The 20,886-nt window shown below is 66.0% G+C and carries 18 protein-coding genes and 1 pseudogene; 15 read left to right on the forward strand and 4 right to left on the reverse strand.

All coding sequences use genetic code 11. The features are described 5' to 3' along the window. Positions 1-44 precede the first annotated feature (44 nt). From BN60_RS03525 to BN60_RS03570, 10 genes are read left to right on the forward strand one after another with little or no spacing between them, the layout of a single operon-like run. Positions 45-1,292, forward strand: coding sequence for an aminotransferase class III-fold pyridoxal phosphate-dependent enzyme (locus tag BN60_RS03525; protein WP_020694609.1), 1,248 nt, complete (start codon positions 45-47; stop codon positions 1,290-1,292). Then, on the forward strand, positions 1,289-2,152 hold the full coding sequence (locus BN60_RS03530) for a transketolase (RefSeq protein WP_020694610.1): 864 nt from the start codon (positions 1,289-1,291) through the stop codon (positions 2,150-2,152). Before BN60_RS03525 ends, BN60_RS03530 begins: the two co-directional genes overlap by 4 nt. Then, complete coding sequence (locus BN60_RS03535; RefSeq protein WP_020694611.1) at positions 2,149-3,159, forward strand: transketolase family protein; 1,011 nt, start codon at positions 2,149-2,151, stop codon at positions 3,157-3,159. Before BN60_RS03530 ends, BN60_RS03535 begins: the two co-directional genes overlap by 4 nt. Then, complete coding sequence (locus tag BN60_RS03540) at positions 3,159-4,730, forward strand: ABC transporter substrate-binding protein (protein WP_020694612.1); 1,572 nt, start codon at positions 3,159-3,161, stop codon at positions 4,728-4,730. Before BN60_RS03535 ends, BN60_RS03540 begins: the two co-directional genes overlap by 1 nt. Positions 4,731-4,769: 39 nt before the next feature. Continuing rightward, positions 4,770-5,717, forward strand: coding sequence for an ABC transporter permease (locus BN60_RS03545; RefSeq protein ID WP_020694613.1), 948 nt, complete (start codon positions 4,770-4,772; stop codon positions 5,715-5,717). Continuing rightward, entirely contained in the window at positions 5,710-6,597 is an 888-nt protein-coding gene (locus BN60_RS03550) for an ABC transporter permease (RefSeq protein WP_020694614.1), read from the forward strand. The genes BN60_RS03545 and BN60_RS03550 overlap by 8 nt, the downstream gene beginning before the upstream one ends. After that, positions 6,598-7,587: an ABC transporter ATP-binding protein gene (locus BN60_RS03555; protein WP_020694615.1), complete on the forward strand. Its 990-nt coding sequence runs from the start codon at positions 6,598-6,600 to the stop codon at positions 7,585-7,587. Next, on the forward strand, positions 7,584-8,579 hold the full coding sequence (locus BN60_RS03560) for an ABC transporter ATP-binding protein (RefSeq protein WP_020694616.1): 996 nt from the start codon (positions 7,584-7,586) through the stop codon (positions 8,577-8,579). The genes BN60_RS03555 and BN60_RS03560 overlap by 4 nt, the downstream gene beginning before the upstream one ends. A gap of 20 nt (positions 8,580-8,599) precedes the next feature. Then, the gene (locus BN60_RS03565) at positions 8,600-10,003 is read left to right on the forward strand and encodes an amidase (RefSeq protein WP_043283603.1); all 1,404 of its coding nucleotides are present in this window, start codon (positions 8,600-8,602) and stop codon (positions 10,001-10,003) included. 55 nt (positions 10,004-10,058) lie between these two features. Further along, entirely contained in the window at positions 10,059-11,687 is a 1,629-nt protein-coding gene (locus BN60_RS03570) for a N,N-dimethylformamidase beta subunit family domain-containing protein (protein WP_020694618.1), read from the forward strand. On the opposite strand, the gene BN60_RS03575 is transcribed toward BN60_RS03570, so the two are convergent. Together BN60_RS03575 and BN60_RS03580 are read right to left on the reverse strand one after the other, a co-directional pair. Continuing rightward, positions 11,684-13,408: a hydantoinase B/oxoprolinase family protein gene (locus tag BN60_RS03575; protein WP_020694619.1), complete on the reverse strand. Its 1,725-nt coding sequence runs from the start codon at positions 13,406-13,408 to the stop codon at positions 11,684-11,686. The two genes, BN60_RS03570 and BN60_RS03575, sit on opposite strands and share 4 nt — an antisense overlap. Then, positions 13,405-15,510: a hydantoinase/oxoprolinase family protein gene (locus tag BN60_RS03580; protein ID WP_020694620.1), complete on the reverse strand. Its 2,106-nt coding sequence runs from the start codon at positions 15,508-15,510 to the stop codon at positions 13,405-13,407. The genes BN60_RS03575 and BN60_RS03580 overlap by 4 nt, the downstream gene beginning before the upstream one ends. A gap of 42 nt (positions 15,511-15,552) precedes the next feature. Between BN60_RS03580 and BN60_RS31775 the strand changes: the two are divergent. Next, a pseudogene (locus BN60_RS31775) lies at positions 15,553-15,699 on the forward strand (J domain-containing protein); the annotation flags it as partial. A 543-nt stretch (positions 15,700-16,242) separates the two neighbouring features. After that, the gene (locus tag BN60_RS31395; protein WP_245539807.1) at positions 16,243-16,428 is read left to right on the forward strand and encodes a hypothetical protein; all 186 of its coding nucleotides are present in this window, start codon (positions 16,243-16,245) and stop codon (positions 16,426-16,428) included. Positions 16,429-16,438: 10 nt separating this feature from the next. On the opposite strand, the gene BN60_RS03590 is transcribed toward BN60_RS31395, so the two are convergent. Together BN60_RS03590 and BN60_RS03595 are read right to left on the reverse strand one after the other, a co-directional pair. After that, on the reverse strand, positions 16,439-17,239 hold the full coding sequence (locus BN60_RS03590; RefSeq protein WP_020694622.1) for an enoyl-CoA hydratase/isomerase family protein: 801 nt from the start codon (positions 17,237-17,239) through the stop codon (positions 16,439-16,441). Between the two features lie 100 nt (positions 17,240-17,339). After that, on the reverse strand, positions 17,340-18,161 hold the full coding sequence (locus tag BN60_RS03595; RefSeq protein WP_020694623.1) for an alpha/beta fold hydrolase: 822 nt from the start codon (positions 18,159-18,161) through the stop codon (positions 17,340-17,342). A gap of 89 nt (positions 18,162-18,250) precedes the next feature. Here BN60_RS03595 and BN60_RS03600 point away from each other — a divergent pair, with 89 nt between their 5' ends. The 3 genes from BN60_RS03600 (at position 18,251) to BN60_RS03610 (ending at position 20,807) form a co-directional block, all read left to right on the forward strand. Next, entirely contained in the window at positions 18,251-18,778 is a 528-nt protein-coding gene (locus BN60_RS03600; RefSeq protein ID WP_020694624.1) for a hypothetical protein, read from the forward strand. Positions 18,779-18,951: 173 nt separating this feature from the next. After that, positions 18,952-19,629 (forward strand): CBS domain-containing protein, encoded by a 678-nt coding sequence (locus BN60_RS03605; protein ID WP_020694625.1) that lies wholly within the window; start codon positions 18,952-18,954, stop codon positions 19,627-19,629. Between the two features lie 83 nt (positions 19,630-19,712). Beyond that, positions 19,713-20,807, forward strand: a complete 1,095-nt coding sequence (locus BN60_RS03610) for a COG3904 family protein (RefSeq protein WP_020694626.1) — start codon at positions 19,713-19,715, stop codon at positions 20,805-20,807. Positions 20,808-20,886 lie beyond the last annotated feature (79 nt).

Here is a 20,886-nt window from a genome sequence, read left to right on the forward strand (position 1 = left end):
ATCATATATTATATCGGAAAAGAAAATTTCATTTGGCAGGTCGGATGTCGTCCTCTCAGAACACGCTTCTTCCGAATTCGCGGGACAAATTGCTACGGGATCGCGCGGCCCGGGTGATCCCGGGCGGCATGTGGGGCCACATGAACGTCGCCCGCCTGCCCGACGGCTATCCCCAGTATTTCGAGAAGGCACAGGGCTGCAGGCTCTGGGACGTCGACGGCAACGAATACATCGACCTGATGTGCGGCTACGGCCCGATCGTGCTGGGCTATGGCGATCCCGACGTCGAGAAGGCGGTCGAGCGCCAGCGTGGCAAGGGCGAGCTGATGACCGGCCCGGCCGAGATCCAGGTCGAGCTGGCCGAGCTGCTGGTCGAGACGGTGGCCCATGCCGACTGGGCGGTGCTGGCCAAGAACGGCACCGATGCCATGACCGCCTGCGTCACCATCGCCCGCGCCGCGACGCGCAAGCGCAAGGTGCTGGTCGCCAAGGGCGCCTATCACGGCGCCGCGCCCTGGTGCACACCGTCGGTTGCCGGCGTCACCACCGAGGACCGCGCCCACATCGCGCACTTCGAATACAACGACGTCGCCAGCCTCGAAGAGGCGGTCCACGCGGTGCGCGACGACCTTGCCGCCATCCTGGTCTCGGCCTTCCGCCACGACGTGCGCCGCGCCCAGGAGCTGCCGACGCCCGCCTTCGCCGCGGCCGTCCGCCGCCTCTGCGACCAGACCGGCGCCGCATTGATCCTCGACGACGTGCGTGCCGGCTTCCGCATCGACATGGGGGGCAGCTGGGAACCGCTTGGCATCAAGCCGGACCTCGCCGGCTGGAGCAAGGCAATCGCCAACGGCCATCCGCTGGCCGCCGTCACCGGCACCGACCGCTTCCGCGAGGCTGCGCAGCAGGTCTATGTCACGGGCTCGTTCTGGTGCGGCGCCACGCCGATGGCCGCCGCGGTCGCCACGATCAGAAAAATGAAAGAGATCGACGCCATCGCCAAGATGCGCACTGTCGGCACGCGCCTGCGCGAGGGTCTCGACGCACAGGCGAAGCAGTACGGCCTGCAGATCAGCCAGACCGGCCCGGTGCAGATGCCGCAGATCCTGTTCGCAAACGACCCTGACTTTGTGATGGGCAACCGCTTCGTGCTCGCCGCCCTGCAGCGCGGCGTCTACATGCACCCCTGGCACAACATGTTCCTGTCGGCCGCGCACACCGAGGCCGACGTCGACCGCGTCCTGCAGGCCACCGACGGCGCCCTGAAGGCCGTGGCGGAGCAGACTTCGTGACGACGACGAAGTCTCGCGCCGACGCGCGCGAACGTCAGCCGGCGCCGCGCCTCACCGACGTGACGGAGCTGAAGCGCATCGCGCAGGAGCTGCGACGCCAGGTCGTGCGCCTCGTCGCGCCGACAGGCCAGGGCTATGTGCAGCAGGGCCTGGGCGCGGCCGATCTATTCACGGCGATGTTCTTCTCCGAGCTTCGGCTCGATCCCGCCGATCCGGCCTGGCCAGACCGCGACCGCTTCCTGCTGTCGACGGCCCACAACACGGCGATCTTCTACGCAACGCTTGCCGCGCGCGGCTGCCTGCCCGAGGCGATGCTGGCCGACTACTGCAAGGACGGCTCGCCGCTGGAGATCAACGCTTCCGAGCGCATCGGCCCGCTGATCGAGGCGACCTGCGGTTCGCTGGGGCAGGGCCTGTCGGTTGCCGTCGGCATGGCGATGGCGCTGCGTCACCAAAAGCGCGACGCCCGCGTCCACGTCATCCTGGGCGATGGCGAGATGCAGGAAGGGCAGGTATGGGAAGCCGCCCTCATGGCCGGCGCCCGCAAGCTCTCCAACCTCTGTCTGATCCTCGACTACAACCGCATGCAGGTCGGCGGCCATGTCGACAATGTCGTCGGCCTCGAGCCGGTCGCCGATAAGTTTCAGAGCTTCGGCTTTCGCGTCGAGACGATCGACGGCAACGACATGGACGCCGTTGTCGGCGCCTTCGCGCGGGCACGCGCTCACACCGAAGCGCCGACTTGCATCGTGGCCGACACGCTGGTCGGCAAGGGCGCACCCAGCCTCGAAGGCATCCTGGGCCACAACATGAAGCTGCCGGCGGACCTCGCTGCCAGGGCGCTGAAAGAACTCGCATGAGCAGCACGTCGTCAGCCGCCGACCAGACGGTCAGCGATTTCATCGCCCGCGGCGCCACCGGCCCGCTGCCGCGCCATTACGGCGATGCGCTGGTCGCCGCCGCCCGCAAGGACCCGCGCATCGTCGCCCTGTGCGCCGACCTGCCGGGACCGACCGAGACCGATCTCTTCCAGGCCGAGCTGCCCGACCGCTACTTCGAGGCGGGCATCGCCGAGGCCAACATGATCGGCATGGCCGCGGGCTTTGCGCGGATGGGCCAGATCCCGTTCGTCCATTCCTTCTGCGTGTTCGTCACGCGCCGCGCTTACGACCAGGTCGCCAACCAGGTCGCGTACCCGAAGCTGCCGGTAAAGATCGTAGGCTTCCTGCCCGGACTCACCACCATGCTGGGTGTCTCCCATCAGGCGATCGACGATATCGCCCTGATGCGTGCCCTGCCCAACATGACGGTGATCGAGCCAAGCGGCCCCGAGCAACTGGCCGGTGCCGTCACCGCGGCCCTAGAGACACCGGGGCCGGTCTATCTCCGCCTGCTGCGCGGCGACGCTGCGTCGGCGGGGATTGCGCCCAAGCCGCTGTTGCGTGCCGGCGAGGTGCTGCGCCGCGGCCCGCACGGCACGATCTTCGCCTCGGGCCTCTCGGTCGCGGCCGCGCTCGAAGCGGCGGAGACCCTGGCCAAGGACGGTCGCGACGTGTCGGTCGTCAACATCGCGACCGTGAAGCCGCTCGACACGGCACTCGTCGTCGAGCTGGCAGAGAGCACCGGCATCGTGGTCGCCGCCGAGAACCATTCGATCATCGGCGGACTGGGATCGGCCGTCGCGGAGACCCTGATGGAGGCCGGTGTGTCCGCAGGCTTCGCCCGCGTCGGCATCCGGGACACGTTCGCCGAGGGCGGCACCACGCCCTACCTGCAAGCCAAATACGGCCTCGGCGCCAAGGACATCGTTGCTGCTTACGGCCGCGCCGCCGCGCAGCGTCACGCCATCGAGAAAGGGAGAGCATAATGACCAAGAATCTTTCACATCTGCTTCGCCGCGCCGCTCTGGTCGGCACCGCCCTCGTGGCGCTTTCCGTCGCGGCCGTCGCGCCGCATCGCGCCGAGGCCGAACCGCGCCGCGGCGGCACCGCGACCTACGCCTACATTTCCGGCCCCGGCACGCTCGATCCGCATGTCGCCTCCAGCATGGTCGAGCTCGAAGTCATCCATCATCTCTTCGAGACGCTGGTCGCGATGGATGAGAAGTACAACACGCGGCCTTCCCTGGCTTCCAACGCAACGGCAAGCCCCGATGCCAAGACCTTCACCTTCACGCTGCGCAAGGGCGTGAAGTTTCACAACGGCAAGGAAATGACGTCGGCCGACGTGCTGGCGTCTTTCGAGCGCTACAAGAAGGTGAGCCCGAATGCTAGCGTACTGGCCGACGTCGAGTCGCTCGAGGCGCCGGATCCCTACACGTTCGTCGTGAAGTTGAAGAGCCCTAACGCCGTCTTCATCGACGTGCTGAAGTCGCCGGTCTATCCCTTCGCCATCCTGCCGGCCGACCAGAAGGACAAGGCAGGTCGCGAGATCGACATCATCGGCACCGGCCCGTTCACGCTCGGCGAGTGGGTCAAGGACAGCCATCTCGTGATCAAGCGCTTCGACAACTATGTTGCCGACGAAAGCATGCCCGGTCCGGACGGTCTCGCCGGCCGCAAGACTGCCTATCTCGACCAGGTCCGCTACAACTTCGTGCCCGAAGCCAACGCACGCGTTGCGGCCCTGCAGTCGGGCGGCGCCGATGTCATCAACGACATTCCCGTGGCACTCGCCAAGCGCTTCGAAGGCCGGTCCGACCTGACGACCTTGCGCATTTTCCCGTACTGCATGCAGGTCTACGTCGTGAACACGCAGCAGGGTGCAACGCGCAACCCGCTGGTACGGCAGGCGATCCTGGCGACCGTCAATGCCGAGGAGATCATCGGCGCGATGAACGCGGTCGCCAAACCCAGCCATTCGCTGGTGTATGCGTCGAGCCCCTACTACCAGGGCGACGCGATGAAGCCTTACTACGACCAGAAGAACCCGAAGAAGGCCAAGGAGCTTCTGAAGCAGGCCGGCTACAACGGCGAGAAGATCACCCTACAGACCAATTCCAACTACCCGAACATGAAGGACGCCATCCTCGTCCTGTCTGAGTTGATGAAGGAAGCGGGCATGAACGTCTCGGTCGACGTCGTCGACTGGACCACGAATGCCAGCAACATGCAGCGCGGCACCGGCACCTGGAACGTGTCGACGACCAGCTTCTGCTCCAACCCGTTGCTCGGGCCGCAGCAGTGGCGCGTGATGTTCTACACCTTCCCGCAGGTCAAGGACGACGCCGTGCTCGACGCTGCCTATGCGAAATTCTACAGCTCGCTCGATCTCTCCAAGCGCGTCGCCGCCTGGGCCGACATCGAGAAGCGCGTCATCGAGCAGGCGTATATGATCAAGATCGCCGACACTGGCGCGATGCGTGCGTTCAACAACAAGAAGATCGAGAACTTCACGCCCTACTATCTCGTGCGGTTCTGGAACGTTTCGGCCAAGTAGCGCCGACCGGCTCCCAGCAGACCTGCCAGGAAAGGACGCATGCTCCGTATCGTTGTCATCCGGTTGATTCAGGCCATCCCCGTGCTGCTGCTGATCGCAGTGATGGCCTTCATCCTGATGCACCTGATTCCCGGTGACCCGGCGGTGGTGATCGCCGGGGCGGATGCCGGTCCGGCGGCGGTGGAGCGTATCCGCCATGAGCTGGGCCTGGATCGTCCGATCCTGGAACAGCTCCTGAACTGGCTGGTCAATCTCGGCACCGGCGACTTCGGCCGCTCGCTGGTCCTCAACCAGACGGTGCTGTCGGCCGTGGGCGAGCGGCTGCCGGTGACGATGTCGCTGGCGCTGCTGTCGCTCGTGATCACGCTGCCGGTCGGCGTGTTCCTGGGCATCCTCGCGGCCTACTTCCGCGGTTCGTGGATCGATGCCGCCGTCATGACGCTCGCGCTGGTCGGCGTGTCGGTGCCGGCCTTCTGGATTGGCATCCTGTCGGTCATCCTGTTCAGCGTGACCCTGGGATGGTTCCCGTCGGCAGGGTATGCGCCCCTGCTGGCCGACGGTCCGGGAGCCTGGTTGTCGTCGTTGATCCAGCCGGCCTTCATCCTGAGTCTGTTCCAGATCGGTTTTCTCGCGCGCATGACGCGGTCGGGCATGCTCGACGTGCTCGATCAGGATTTCATCCGCACGGCGCGCGCCAAGGGCGTCAGCGAATGGCGCACCGTCGGCCGCCACGCCTTCCGCAACGCGCTGGTCGGCGTGGTGACGGTGGCCGGCATCATCCTCAGCCTGCTGATCGGCGGCTCGGTCGTGATCGAGCAGGTCTTCGCGCTGCCCGGCATCGGCCGGCTCGTCGTGCAGGCGATCCTGGCCCGCGACTATCCGTTGATCCAGGGAACGATGCTGCTGTTCGGCTTTGCTTTCGTTGTCATCAACATCTGTGTCGATCTGATCTACCTCTGGGTCGATCCGCGGGTGCGCTATGACTGATCTCGCGCTCAGCCCCAATCGTCCGCTCGAACTGGCCGAACGGCGGCGTTTCCTGGCGTTGCGCAAGCTCGCCGCGCATCGCTCCTTCAAGATCGGGCTTCTGATCGTTTCGGTCCTGGTGCTGGCGGCCTTCATCGGCCCGTGGCTGACCGGCATCGATCCGACGAGCATGCGCATCCGCAACAAGTTCAAGCCGCCGTCGGAGCAGTTCCTCATGGGCACCGACAATTACGGCCGCGACGTGCTGACACGCGTGCTGTACGGCGGCCAGCTCTCGCTCGGCATCGGCTTCTTCGTGGCGCTGCTCTCGGGGATCGCCGGCACGATCGTGGGTGTCGTGGCGGGTCACTTCCGGGCGCTCGACGCCTATCTCATGCGCGTCATGGATGCTCTGCTGGCGTTCCCGGCCATTCTGGTCGCCATCGGCATCGGCGCCGCGCTGGGGCCGCAGGCCACCAGTATCGTGGTCGCGCTCGCCGTCGCCTACGTGCCGCGCACGGCGCGCGTGGTGCGTGCCTCGACGCTCGTCATCCGCGAGATGGAGTATATCGAGGCAGCGCGCGTCAGCGGCGCCGGCAATCTGCGTATCATCGTCAAACATATCCTGCCGAACTGCCTCGGTCCGCTCACCGTCCAGCTTACCTTTGTCTTCGCCTACGCCATACTGGCCGAGGCTGCGCTGAGCTTCCTCGGTATCGGCCCGCCGCCGCCGGCGCCGAGTTGGGGCAACATCATCGCGGAAGGCCGCGACCACGCGGTCGAAGCCTGGTGGATCATGCTGTTTCCCGGCATCGCCATCAGCCTCGCGGCCCTTGGCATGAACCTGTTGGGCGACGGGCTGCGCGACGTGCTCGATCCCCGCCTGAAGATCGAGAGCTAGATGACCCGCGTGCCTCTTCTCTCCGTCGAGAACCTGACCGTGCAGTTCCGCGGCGATCGCGGCTGGGTCACGGCCATCGAGGATGTCAGCTTCGAGATCGGAGCCGGCGAGAATCTCGGGATCGTGGGCGAATCGGGCAGCGGCAAGAGCGTGAGTGCACTGTCGATCCTGCGCCTGCATGCCCGTGCCAACACACGCTATGCGTCGGGCGCCATACGGTTCGGCGGCCGCGATCTGCTGTCGATGTCGGAGCGCGAGCTGCGGAAAGTGCGTGGCGGCGATATCGCCATGATCTTCCAGGACCCGATGTCGTCGCTCAACCCGGTACTCACCATCGCCGAGCAGATCGTCGAGCCGTTGCAACTTCATCAGGGGCTCTCCGCAGCCGCCGCCCGCCGCCGCGCGATCGAGCTTCTGGAGATGGTTCGCATTGCCGATGCCGGCCGTCGCATCGACGAGTATCCTCACCGGCTGTCGGGCGGCATGCGCCAGCGGGTGATGATTGCAATCGCGATTGCCTGTCAGCCGAAACTGCTGATTGCCGACGAGCCGACGACCGCACTCGACGTCACCATCCAGGGCCAGATCCTGGAGCTGTTGCGCGACCTGCAGCGCGAGATCGGCATGTCGGTCGTTCTGATCACTCACGATCTCGGCGTGATCGCGGAGTTCGCGCAGCGCGTCCTCGTGATGTATGCCGGGCGTGTCATCGAGCAGGCCCCCGTAGAGGCCTTGTTCAACCGGCCGATGCATCCCTACACCGACGGCCTGATCGACGCGGTTCCTAAGCTCGACGGCGACCTGCATCGCCTGACGACGATCCCGGGCAGCATTCCAGATCTCGCGACAGTGATTCCGGGATGCCGCTTCAATCCACGCTGCCGCGAGGCGATGGACGTTTGCCGGCGCAACGCACCGGCGCTGCTGCCGGTCGGACCGGACCATCTTTCACGCTGTCCGCCGCGCGCCGCCGCCCGAGGAGTCGCATGACCGACGTCCCCATCGTCACCGTCCGCGACCTGGTTAAGACCTTTCCGGTCCGGGGACGTCCCGGAGAGCCGAAGCGTACCTTGCGCGCGGTCGACAGCGTCAGCTTCGATGTCCTGCGCGGCGAGACGTTGGGGTTGGTGGGCGAGTCCGGCTCGGGCAAGTCGACAACCGGCCGTATGCTGGTTGGGCTGATCTCGGCGACCTCCGGCACGGTCGAGCTCTTCGGCCATCACATCGCCGGGGGAGCCGAGAAGGGTGCGCTGAACAAGGTGCGTTCGCGGCTGCAGTTCGTCTTCCAGGACCCGCAGAATTCGCTCAACCCGCGCATGCGCGTTGGCGACGCCATTGCCGAACCCCTCGACGTCGCGGGTGGCCTGAGCCGTCAGACGCGCAACGACCGCGTCCAGGAGCTGCTGGAGCTGGTGGGCTTGCCACGGTCCTGCGGCGATCGTTTTCCGCACGAGTTCTCCGGCGGGCAACGGCAGCGTATCGGGATTGCCCGAGCCCTGGCCCTGCGTCCCGACTTCATCGTGTGCGACGAGCCGGTCTCCTCGCTCGACGTTTCCATGCAGGCGCAGATCGTGAACCTGCTGCTCGACCTGCAAGAGCAGCTGGGCCTGAGCTACCTGTTCATCGCCCATGACCTTGCGGTCGTGCGCAACATCTCGACGCGCGTCGCGGTCATGTATGCTGGCGGCATCGTCGAGATGGCGCCCAAGCGCGACCTCTACGCGGCGCCCAAGCATCCCTACACGCAGGCATTGCTGGCAGCCGTGCCGCGGCCGGTGCCCGGTCGCGCGCGCGCTCCCAGCGTTGCCGGCGAGCTGCCGAGCCTGATCGACCCGCCGAAAGGCTGCGCTTTCCATCCGCGCTGTCCCTTCGCTTTCGATCGATGCCGGATCGAGAAGCCACGGTTAAATCCGGTCGAAGGAGGGCATGCGGTCGCCTGCCATCTCCACGAAGCCGGCGGAAGCGGGACGTCCGCAGTCTAAATTCCCAGGAGTTGAGCGTCGTGAGTCATCAAGAACTGCTGTTTATGCCAGCGACCACGGCGGCGGATCTGATCCGCAAGCGCAAGCTCTCGCCGGTAGACTATGTCGATGCCGTCCTGGAGGCCATCGAGGCGACACAGCCGACCGTCAACGCCTTCGTCACCGTGACGGGCGATGCGGCGAGGAAGGAAGCGCGCGCCGCCGAGCAGGCGGTGATGGATCGCAAGAAGCTCGGCCCCCTGCACGGCATTCCCGTCAACATCAAGGATCTCTTTCCCACGGCCGGCGTGCTCACGACGTATGGTTCGGCAATCCATGCCAAGACCATTCCGGCCGAAGACGACGTGCTGGTGACGCGGCTCAAGGCGGCCGGCGCCATCATGGTCGGCAAGTCGACGACGCCGGAGTTCGGTCACAACGGCCACACGACCGGACCGGCCTTCGGCATGACGCGCAATCCCTGGAATCTCGACCGCACGGCGGGCGGTTCCAGCGGCGGGTGCGGTGCGGCGGCGGCCGCCGGTCTTGGTCCGCTCGGTCTCGGCACCGACGGCGCGGGTTCGATCCGCCTTCCTGCCGCGGCCTGCGGCGTCGTCGGCCTGAAGCCCACGACCGGATTGCTGCCCTACGAGCAGACCTCCGACTCGTTCTTCAACTATGCCGTGGCCGGTCCGCTGACCCGCACCATAGCCGATGCCGCGCTGATGACCGAGACCATCGCCGGACCGTCGCCGCTCGACCCCTGGTCGTTGCGCGCGCCGCCGCTGGAACCGTTTGCGGCGAAGCCCGCAAACCTCTCGGGCATGCGCATCGGGTTCCTGTCGAGCCTCGGAAGGCCTACCGACGACGTTGCGGCCAATACCAAGGCCTGCCTGCAAGCCCTCGAAGGCATGGGCGCCATCGTCGAGGAGGCCGGTGCGGATATCGACTGGATGGCCGAGCAGGCGCGCACCATGTACTTCGGCAATCTCAACGTCTATTTCGGCCACCACATGGACGAGTGGCGGGACAAGATGGATCCGCTGCTGGTGCATTGGATTGAATTGGGCCGCGCCTTTGGCACGGTCGACTTCCGCAAGGCGCAGCTCGCGCGTTCGCGGCTCTATCGCAGCATCCAGAAGCTGTTCGAGACCTACGATTTCCTCGTGTCGCCGACATTGCAGGAAACCGCGATCACCTTCGACCGGACAAAGGACATGACCGGGTCCTGGGCGGACGGCTGGAACGCCTGCGTCTATCCGTTCAATCAGTCCGGCAATCCGGCCCTGACGGTCCCGTCGGGCTTCGGCGATGACGGTCTGCCGACGGCCCTTCAGATCATTGGGCCGTGGTGGCACGACACGGAAGTAATGCGGGTAGGGGCGGCGCTGGAGAGCGCCCGGCCCTGGGCGCACAAGCGTCCGTCGCTCGCAGCGGCACTCTAGGGGGATCAAGCGCGTGACAAACGATCAGAGGTCGTGGCGGCCGGAATTCGGCCGCATGAACATCCGGCCGCGTCCGTCGGTAGCCATGCACGTCGACAACAATTGGCATCTCTCGCACTGGTACGAGATGCCGCGCGAAGATCCGCAGTCGCCTGAGGTCTACACCTACACCGACGCGATGTCCTATGCGCCGGGCAGCGAGGTCAGCTTCCATACCAGCGCCACGGCGCCGCGCTGGACCCTGCAGGTCTATCGCGACGGCAACGAGCCGGTGCTGGTCCATGAAGCACGCGACCTCGAAGGCCACTTTCATACGGCGCCGAAGCAGGCCTACCGCAAGGGCTGCGGCTGGCCGGTCGGTCATCGCTGGCGCCTGCCGGGCGACATCGCCTCGGGCTTCTATCGTGTCGTGTCGACCTGCGACCGTGGCAACGATTCGAAGTTCGTGCAGCACCACTTCTTCGTGGTGACGCCCAGCAATCCGAAGCCCGAGGGGCGCTTCCTGCTGATCCTGCCGACCTCGACCTGGCTCGCTTACAACGACTGGGGCGGTGCCAACTCCTACGACGGAATCGATGGCGAGAACGGTGCGCAATTCTCGCCCGATCTCAGCATCGAGCGCCCCTGGACCCGCGGTCTCGTCTGGCTGCCGCCCGGCGCGCCGCGTCTGTGCGATATCCCGAAGCGCCGGCCGCTCGATGCGCCGCGTTACACCACCAAGGAGTGGGCCTTCACCAACGGCTTCGCGCAGTTCTTCGCTTCGGCGGGCTGGGCGCAGTTCGACCGGCACTTCGTCGTATGGGCGGAGCGCCAGGGCTACGCCTTCGACATGATCACCCAGACGGACCTGCACTACCGGCCGGAGATCCTGAATCGCTACAAGGCCGCCGTGATCGTGGGACACGACGAATACTGGACGCGCGAGATGCGCAACCATGTCGATGCCTTCGTCGAAGCCGGCGGCAACCTCGCGCGCTTCGCCGGCAACTTCCTCTGGCAGGTCCGGCTCGAGGACGAGGGCAAGCGGCAGGTCTGCTACAAGGCGCGGGCGCAGGCCGAGGATCCGGTGCGCGGCACCGACAAGGCGCATCTGCTGACCACGGCCTGGGAGAATCCCGACATCAACTGGCCCGGCGCCACCACGATGGGTGTGAACGGCCTGCAGGGCGTCTATGCCTCCTGGGGCGGACTGTCGCCGCGCGGCAGCCGCGGCTTCACGGTCTACCGGCCGAACCACTGGGCCTTCGCGGGCGCCGACACCTATTACGGTGACGTGATCGGCGACGAGGCCGGCATCTTCGCCTACGAGGTCGACGGCCTCGATTACACCTTCCGCAAGGGCCTGCCGTATCCGACAGGTGAGGATGGCGCCCCGACATCGATCGAGATTCTCGCTCTGTCGCCCGCCGTCCGCGTTGAGGAGGAGCACGACTACGAGGGCTTCCGCTACTATCTCGGCAACGGCAAGACGAACTCCAGCACCCGCACGACGCCCGGCCCGACGCCGCCCGAAGGCCCGGACCCGCAACGCTACGGCTCGGGCGTGATCGTCTCGATGGCCAAGGGCAAGGGCGAGGTTTTCTGCGCCGGAAGCTGCGAATGGCTGACCGGCCTCGCTCGTGGCGACTTCACCACCGAGCAGGTCACCCGCAACGTGCTGAACCGCTTCCTGGGTAAGGCCTAACGCCTGAGTTCCGCGGTTCGCGCCGCGTCGATGCTACGGCCGTCGCCGGTGATGGCGACGCCGTAGTCGCGCTCGGCGCTGGCACGGCTCACCACGCCGTCGCGGACATCGCGCAGGACCCGCTCCGGCGCGCGCGTCTTCGGATCGCCATAGCCGCCGCCACCGGGTGAGAGGGCGCGGTAGGTGCCGGCACCATGGCGCTGGACGCCATACTTCGGTGCCTGGACGTGGCTTCCATCGGCCAGGGTGAGGATGACCTCGCCGCCGGCTCCGGCACGTCCACCCGCGGCCCCGAAGCTCGACGGCGCGCCGACGCCTTCGCCGCGGAACGCATAGTCGGCCGGCGTGAACATCTCGACTTCGTAGTCGCAGCCGGCGCCGCCGCGGAAACGACCAGCGCCGGCAGTGTCGCAACGCAGCTCCTGGCGATGGAAGCGCACCGGATAGAGCTGCTCGTAGGTCTCCAGGTTGGGCAGGGTGAGACCGCCCAGGGTGATGAGATGGCCGATGAGGTGGAAGCCGTCGCGGCCTTCGACACCGCCACCGGCCGGCGCACCCGCCCATTGGTACATCACGTAACGTCCGCCATCGTCCTTCAGGCCCGCCGTCACCGCATGCACAGCCTTTGACCAGCCGGCAGAGGCGCGCTCCGGCAGCGCCTGGCCGAGGGCCTTCCACATGGCGTGGATGATCTCGTGCGCTACGAACACCGTGTTCATCGTCATAGGGGCGGGTGCGCGGGCGTTCACCAAGGTGCCTTCGGGCAGGCGGATCTCGACGCTGCGGAAAGCGCCTTCGTTCTTGGGCAGGTCGGGCTCGAAGAATGACGCCAGCGACATGAACACGGCCGACGTCGAATTGGCGATCGAGCTGTTCTTGAAGCCGCGAATCTGCGGCGAGGTGCCGGCGAAGTCGACGACCAGCCGCCGGTCCTTCACCGTGATCGTCACGACGATCTTGGCGTCTATCGGTTCGAAGCAGTCGTTGTCGACGGGTTCCTCACCGCGCCACACGCCTTCGGCCAGGCGGTCGATGCAGGTGCGGAAGCGGCGATCGGCATGGGCCAGCACGCCTTCGAAGAAATCGTCGGCGCGCTCGACGCCCAGCTCCTCGACGAGCTGGATCAGCCGCTCCGCGCCGATGCGCGTCGAGCCGATCATGGCGCGCAGGTCGCCGTCGAGCGCTTCGGGCAGGCGGGTGTTGAGCATCAGGAGCCGCCACAGGTCGTCGCGCGTTCGGCCGCCTTCGATCAGTTTCAAGACCGGAAGGCGAATGCCTTCGTGGAAGATTTCGGTCGCGGCGGAATTGTAGGTGCCGGCCGCACCGCCGCCGATATCGGCCTGATGCGCGCGGTTGCAGGCGAAGGCGACCAACTTTGTGCCCACGAAGACCGGCCGAGCGATCACCCAGTCCGGCAGGTGATTGCCGCCGGCCGTGTAGGGATCGTTCAGCAGGAAGACGTCTTCCGGCGCGATAGCGTCCTTGAAGTCGCGCAGGACGGCGCGCACGGCAAAGCCGCCACCGCCCGTGTGAATCGGGATGCCGTCGGCCTGGCTGATCAAGGTGCCGCGTGCATCGGCCAGGAAGCAGGAGAAGTCGTGGCTCTGGCTGAAGATGGGAGACCGCGCCGTGCGCGTCATCACCCAGCCCATCTGATGCGAGATGTGATCGAGCCGGTTCTGCACCAGAGCAAGCGTGACAGGATCGAGGGCAGGGCTCATTGGGCGGCCTCTCTTGCTGTGGCCTGGGCGTCGATGTGAACCAGGAAGTCGTCGCGCTCGTCGACTTCGAGCAGATCGCGTGGACCGACGAAGGCGGTCGTCGTGCGCTCCTCGATCAGCAGAGGGCCGGCGAGGCTGCAGCCCGGTCGCAGGTCGTCGCCGTCATAGACCGGCACCTCGCGCCAGCCATGTGTCGGGTCGATCCAGACTTTGCGCGTCTCGCGAGGCTTCGGCGGCGCCGACTGCGGCGAACGCGCTGCTGCCGGAGTCCAGTCGAGCCGGCCGCGGCCGACGATGCGCAGGGCGGTGATGTCGATGCGGCCACCCGGCTGGATATGGCCGAACAGACGCTGATGCTCGGCTTCGAAGGTTCGGCGCGCGGCAGCAGCGTCGAAACCCGAGGAGCCGATGGAGACGCGTACCGGCCATTGTTGGCCATCGTAGCGGAGATCGACCTGTCGCTCGGTCGCGGCCGCTTCGCCCTCGAAGCCATCGCGCAGGAGCGCTTCGCGAGCGCGAGCCTCGATCTCGGCGAAGCCTGCTTCGAGCGCGGCGGGTTCGACCTTGTCGAGATCGGCCAGGAACACCTGCAGATAATCCTGGCGAACATCCGACTGCAGCATGCCCATGGCGCAGAACGCACCGGCAGCACGCGGGAGCAGGGCGCGCCGGCAACCCAGCGCGCGCGCCACGGACGAGCCGTGCATCGGTCCCGCGCCGCCGGCAGCGACCAGCGTGAATGTCGACGGATTGTGGCCGCGCTCGATGCTAAGCCGCTCGACCGCATGCAGGAGATTTTGTTCGAGCAGGCGGATCATCCCGGCGGCCGCATCCTCGACCGAGAGGCCGAGCGGCTTGGCCAGCTTGGTTTCGATTGCGCGATGCGCGAGCGCGCTATCGAGATTGACGGCGCCGCCGGCCAGTGGACCGGGGCGCAGGCGTCCGAGCACGAGCTGTGCGTCGGTGACGGTGGGGTTCTCGCCGCCCAGCCCGTAGGCGGCAGGGCCGGGCCGGGCACCGGCGCCTTGCGGGCCGACATGCAGGAGACCGGCATCGTCCACCCAGGCAACGGTGCCGCCACCGGCGCCGACCGTATGGATTTCCACTGACGGCGTGGTGAGATGATAGCCGTCGATCACCAGTTCATCGGCCACGGGCACGTCGCCGCGCGCCATCACCATGACATCGCAGCTCGTGCCGCCGATCTCCATGGAGATCAGATTGGCCTTCTCGCCGGGTGCCGCGCAGCCCTTGAGTGCGCCGACGCCAGCCGCCGGACCGGACAGGACCAGCATCACAGGGCGCGTGGCCACCTGGTCGACGGAAACGGCGCCACCGTTGCTCTGCAACATCAGCAGGGAGCGCGGCAGGCCGAGCTGGCGCAGTTGCTCGTCGAGCGATTTGAGATAGCTCGTGACCTTGGGAGCCACATAGGCATTGACCACGGCAGTCGAGCTGCGTTCGTACTCGCCCATGGTGGGCATGACATCGCTCGACAGGGAGACCCACCGACCGTTCCAGCTCTTCGCGAGCTGGCCGCCGACCCGCCGCTCGTGGCTGCCGTCGAGAAAGCTGTTGAACAGGCAGACCGCCACGGACTCGACGCCCTCGGCCGCGAATATCTCGGCGGCCTTGTCGACATCTTCAGCGACGACCGGCTGCAGCTCGCGACCGTCGGCCCCAATGCGACCCCGGACAGGCAGGCGGAGATAGCGCGGCGCCAGGACCTGCGGAAAGGGCGCGCGGTGATCCCACTGGTTCTCGCGGATGCCGCGGCGGATTTCGAGCGAGTCGCGAAAGCCGTCGGTCGTCAGCAGGCCGACCTTGGCACCCTTCTTCTCGAGGATGGTGTTGGTAGCCACCGTCGAGCCGTGCACGAACAGCGCGCAGTCACGCAGCAGGGCGGAAAGGGGCAGGTCGAGCTGCTGCGCGGCGAGCCGCAGCACGCCCAGCACGCCTTCGCTCGGGTCGGCCGGAACCGACGGAGCTTTGTAGATTCGCACGGCGCCGGCGGCATCGCGCAGGACCATGTCGGTGAAGGTACCGCCCACGTCGACGCCGATGCGCCAGGGAGCGACGAGAGAAACAGGAGAATCAACCATTGCGTTGACACGAGCTTAGCCGTGGGCGGAAGCTCGGGCGAGATGAGAGTCGATGTTGACCACTATTTGATTTTGGGTGTGCCCCGAACGGCCGACCCGGCGGTCATTCGTGCAGCCTACGTTGCCCTCGCCAAGCGCTACCACCCCGACGTCGCAATCGGCGACGCAGAACTCGCAGCGGCGAACTTCCGGCTGATCAAGGAGGCATACGAAACACTCTCCGATCCGGACCTCCGCGCGATCTATGATCGAAAGGCGCAGCAGGCCGAAACGATGCTGGCGCGCGTCGTTGTTCCGGCCGAGCCCGGTCCGCCCACAAGGCTGCGAAGAGGCCTCGAGCATTTCGCTGCCCTCTTCCATGGCGGTCGCCAGACGGGCCTGGCCGTGGTCGCTGGTGCCATTGTTCTCGTCGGCGGGTTCCTCGCGACGAGATACCTCCTCTCGAGATATTTCGCAGATCAGCCGGTCTCGATTGCGTCGCAGCCCGACGACGAAGAAGCGAAGCGACGGGAACAGGAGCGACTGGTCATCGCCCAGGGCAGGCAGGCCAGCCAGTCCGTGTCTCCGCGACAGGCCATGCTTGGCCCGATGGCCAGACCGGGGACGACAGCGCAGCAGGGAACTCGCCTCGAAGGACCGGCGGGTCAGATACAATGCGTTGCTGCCGATGGAGTCCGGTTCGGTATCGTCAATCGCAATGGCGAAGTCAGTGTCGCCTACAACGGTGATCCCGTGGTCCACGCCTCCATCCAGCATGCCGGCAAGCGCTTCATGGTGCTGACCGGCATCGTTCCAGATGATTCGATCATCATCAGCGTCCTGCGCGGCGAGGCGGCCGGTGCGCTGGTGTTCCATGCCGACAGTGGCGGCAAGCTGATACGCACCGTGCCGGCACAGTGCGTAGGCCTCGCCTACTGACAGAGCGAAATCACTTTGCCGTGTCGAGCGTCGGCAGACGGTAGCGATCCTCGGGATCGTTCCAACCCTTGAAGTTAGGCTTGCGCTTCTCGGCGAAGGCTGCGCGCGATTCCATCAGGTCGCTCTTGGCGCCATGCTCGTGCAATGCCGCCGCGAGCCGCTCCATGTCCGGCCCGGGCGCAGGCCGCATCTGGCGCATCATATGGACCGTATTGACCCGCGAGGCCGGCGGCAGGGTCAGGAGGTGCTCCGCCATGCTGAGCGCGGTTGGCATGAGGTCTGCCGCATCCACCAGCCGGTTCACGAAGCCGATTTCGTAGAAGCGTTGCGCAGTGAAGCGGAAGCCCAGCGCCATTTCCATGGCGACGGGGTAGGGAAGGTTCGCAATGTGGCCGTGATTGTAGCCGCCGAGCAGCCAGCGCTTGGCCTCGGAGACCTCGAAGATGGCTTCGCGCACGGCCACGCGCAGGTCGGTCCGCTCGACCAGCATGAAGCCACCGCCCATGGCAAAGCCATTGATGGCGGCGATGACCGGCTTTTCGAGCTTGCCCGACATGAACGGGTCCTCGATCTCCGGTCTCCGACCACCCGGTGCGCCGTCCTTCAACGACTCCTTCATGTCCTCGCCGGCACAGAAGCCTCGGCCCGCGCCGGTGAAGATGGCGACTTCGAGCGCTTTGCTCTTGCGGAACTCGTTCCAGACCTTGGAAAGTTCCGTTCTCATTTCGTGATTGAGCGCATTCAGCCGGTCCGGCCGGTTCATCCGGACGACGAGAATTTGTCCGTGGGTTTCGGTTTCGACGACGGCCATGTTCTGCTCCTCGCGGGAAATTTACCGCGGGGAGCCTACAGTCCGGTGCTGCCTGGCGCGAGAGAGATGGACGGCGCTGCCATCTCAGAGCGAACCGATCCTAGCCCTTGATGAAGGCAAGCAAGTCGGCGTTGACCTGATCCTTCTGGATCGATGCCAGCCCATGGCTGCCTTTGGGATAGACCTTGAGCGTGGCGCCCCTCACCAGCTTGACGGACTGGTGAGCCGAAGCGTCGATTGGCACGATCTGATCGTCGTCGCCATGAATGAGCAGGGTCGGGATGTCGAACTTCTTCAGGTCCTCGGTGAAATCCGTTTCCGAGAAAGCCTTGATGCAGTCGAGCAGCGGCTTCAACCCACCCATCATGCCTTGCAGCCAAAAGGAATCGCGCTGCCCCTGGCTCACCTTCGCGCCGTCGCGGTTGGCACCATAGAACGGCACGGCTAGGTCCCTGAAGAACTGCGAGCGGTCGTCGGCGACGCCCTTGCGGATGCCGTCGAACACGTCGATCGGCAAGCCGCCGGGATTGGCGGCGGTCTTGAGCATCAGGGGCGGAACGGCACCGACCAGCACGGCTTTGGCGACACGCTTGGTGCCATGCCGCCCGATAAAACGCGCAACCTCACCTCCGCCCGTGGAGTGGCCGACCATGACGGCGTCCTTGAGGTCGAGCTTGTCGAACAGCTCGGCGAGATCGTCGGCGTAGGTATTCATTTCGTTGCCATCCCACGGCTGGCTCGAACGGCCGTGCCCGCGACGGTCGTGGGCGATGACGCGATAGCCGTGGCTGGCGAGGAAGACCATCTGGTCTTCCCAGGCATCGGCAGTCAGCGGCCAACCATGACTGAAAGTGATCGGCCGACCGCTGCCCCAATCCTTGTAGTAGATTTCGGTGCCGTCACGGGTCTTAATGGTTGGCATGGCCTATTCCTCGGTAAGTGGAACTCCGGGCCGGGAGAATGCCTCAACGATCAGGATGAGCAACCTGCACGAAAGTATAGAGGGGTATCATGAGCACCTCCATTGCCGACGAGCGTCGCCTTCTTACTGCCGATGAATACGAGCCGGTGGTGCGCAGCCACTATCCGGCATTGAGCGGATTGAACCGCGAAGAGCTTGTCGACCTGGTGCGTTGGCTGCGCGAACGGCGGGCAAAGTTCCGCAGTCAGGTGGAGCGCCGCCATCGTGCGCAACGCGGCAAAGCCGAACCACGAGCGGCCGCCGCGGCCGAGTCGAGCGAGCGCGGCATCGCGGCCAAGAAACAGGTGTTCGCCCGCGCCCTCAAGCGAGCCAATGCCCGCCTCGATCGCGTGCTGGCGGACGAGAAGCGTGCTGCCATGGGCGCGCGCATGGCCGAAGCCCTAGCACGCAAACGTGCTGCGCGCATCCATCACCCGACGGCCGGCCGGCGGGCGGGTTCCGGCGCGCGGTCCATCGAGAACCCCAAGGGGGCCGATATCGTCCCAGGCTCGGCTGTTGGCAGCATTTCGCAGGCCACCCGAGTCGCTCAGGCGCGCCGCGACAACAAAGGCGAGTAGCGGCAGTCCTGCCGGCACAAGGTGGCGCCATCCGATGCCGGGCGTCGTGCCGGTGCTTGATATCTGTCAACGCCGCCGCCTCGGCCCTCGGCTAGATTCTCCGCAACGACAGAACGTTGGCCACGCCGGAATGACGATGGTCACAGCGGGAGACGAAGCAGAGGGGCGTGCCGATGCTTGCCAGGGACGTCATGAGTACGGACGTGACGACGGTCGCGGTCACGGCGACCTTGCTCGAAGCCACCCGGATGATGGTGAATGCCCGTGTCGGCATATTGCCTGTCGCCGATGGTGACGGCGGGCTGGTCGGCATCCTGAGCGAGCACGATGTGCTTGGGCACGAGACGGCGGAAGGCCTGACAGGCCGCGCCTGGGGAGCCAGTGAGACTGGCGGGACGCTTTCTGCACTGATCTCCAGTGTCATGACGAAGAACGTCGTCGTGGCGACGGAAGAGGAAACGCTGGCAGACGTTGCCAACCTGATGGTGAAGCACCGGGTCAAACATCTTCCGGTCGTGCGCGGCCGATCCGTGGTCGGCATCATCAGCAGGCTCGATCTCATCAAAGCCATGCTCTCCCCCGGGCCTCCCCAGGGTGCGGGACAGGACGCCGCGCCGGCCTCCGGCAGCGACGCGGTACGCGAGAACGTCGTCGCGGCGATTCACAAGCTCGGCCTGCCGCTGGGTGCGGCGTTCGATGTCGTGGTGCGCAACGGCATCGTTCACCTGTGGGGACAGGTGGCGGACCAGGAACAGGAGACTGCTTGCCGGCAGGCTACCGCTGGCGTACCCGGTGTTGTCGAGGTCATGAGCCACATGCAGGTCGTAGCTTGGCGGCAACGGCGGCATTAGGCTTGCACGCCGTGGGCTCTCTTGTGGTCCCCATTGTCGTCGCACTCGCGATAACCTGGAGTACGACATCCCGCGCCTCGGCCATGACGCTCGTGGTCGAGACGATTGAATTGCCTCGTGCCGGCGGAAATGTCCATTCCTTCCAGCATCGCCTCAAGCTCACCGGGCCATTGGAACCCGGCGACAGCGACAGGCTGCGCGACGTTCTGAAGACATTGGCGCCGGTCGGGCGCGACGCTGGCGAACTGGCGACCATCGAACTCGACAGTCGCGGCGGCGCTCTGGAAGAAGGGCTTCGCATGGGGCGCCTGTTCCGGCAATTCAGCGTCACGACGATCGTTCGCAAGAATGCCCAATGCTTGTCGGCTTGCGCCCTTGCCTTTCTCGGTGGCGCGACGGTCGCCGCAGCCAAAATTGTTCCGAGCCGGCGGCTCGAGATCGGCGGGCAACTGGGCTTTCATGCCTTCTATGCCGGCCAGGGGGAACGATCGGTCGATGCCACGGGCAGCCGCGCCAGGGGTGTCGCCGAAGGCCGGGCCGCATCCGCAATGATCATCGCCTACGCCGCGGAGATGGGCGCAGATCCGGGTTTGCTGGCGCGCGCCCTGGTGCGCCCGCCGGAAGACATCACATACATCGTCAGCGTGAGCGAGTTCCTCGCGCTGAATGCCTGCCCGGTAGGGCTCGCCCGTCCGCAATTGACCTTGGCCGAACAGGCCGCAAATCTCTGCAGCAATGCAACCGCGGGACTGGTGGTGCGGTGGTCGGACCGGATGTACGAATACACGGCCCGCGAGGCGCGCAATCTCCTGCTGGGCGAGGTTGGTCGCGGTATTACGGCCGCCGACGTCAAAAAGGGGCTGGGCACCCGCCTGGAGGAGATCATGCGGTCGGGCAACGAGACCGCGAAAGACCTCGTCTATGGCGAGCTCGCTGCAGCCGGGGTTTCCTTGCCGTCCCTGCACGACAAGACCTTCCACATGGAGGATGTGAGGTTAGGGCCGCGTACGCTCGAATGCCTGGCCAGCCTCTCGACGCACGGTGAGGCCTATGGTGTCGTTCTGATCACTTCGCGAGGCATCATGCCTCCGCCGAACGCCGCGCCGGCAGGCTGCCCTGAACTGTTTCTCCATGCACCGGACGAGCTGATCAACCTCTCTTCTCCCCCCCGGCGCTGAGACGAGCGAGGGCAGGCAAGAAAGCGCCAGCCTTCACGTCCAGACACAAAGGCCATAGGTTCGGGCAATGAAGGGCCGT

It is taken from the genome of Reyranella massiliensis 521 (assembly GCF_000312425.1).
Lineage (GTDB): Bacteria > Pseudomonadota > Alphaproteobacteria > Reyranellales > Reyranellaceae > Reyranella > Reyranella massiliensis.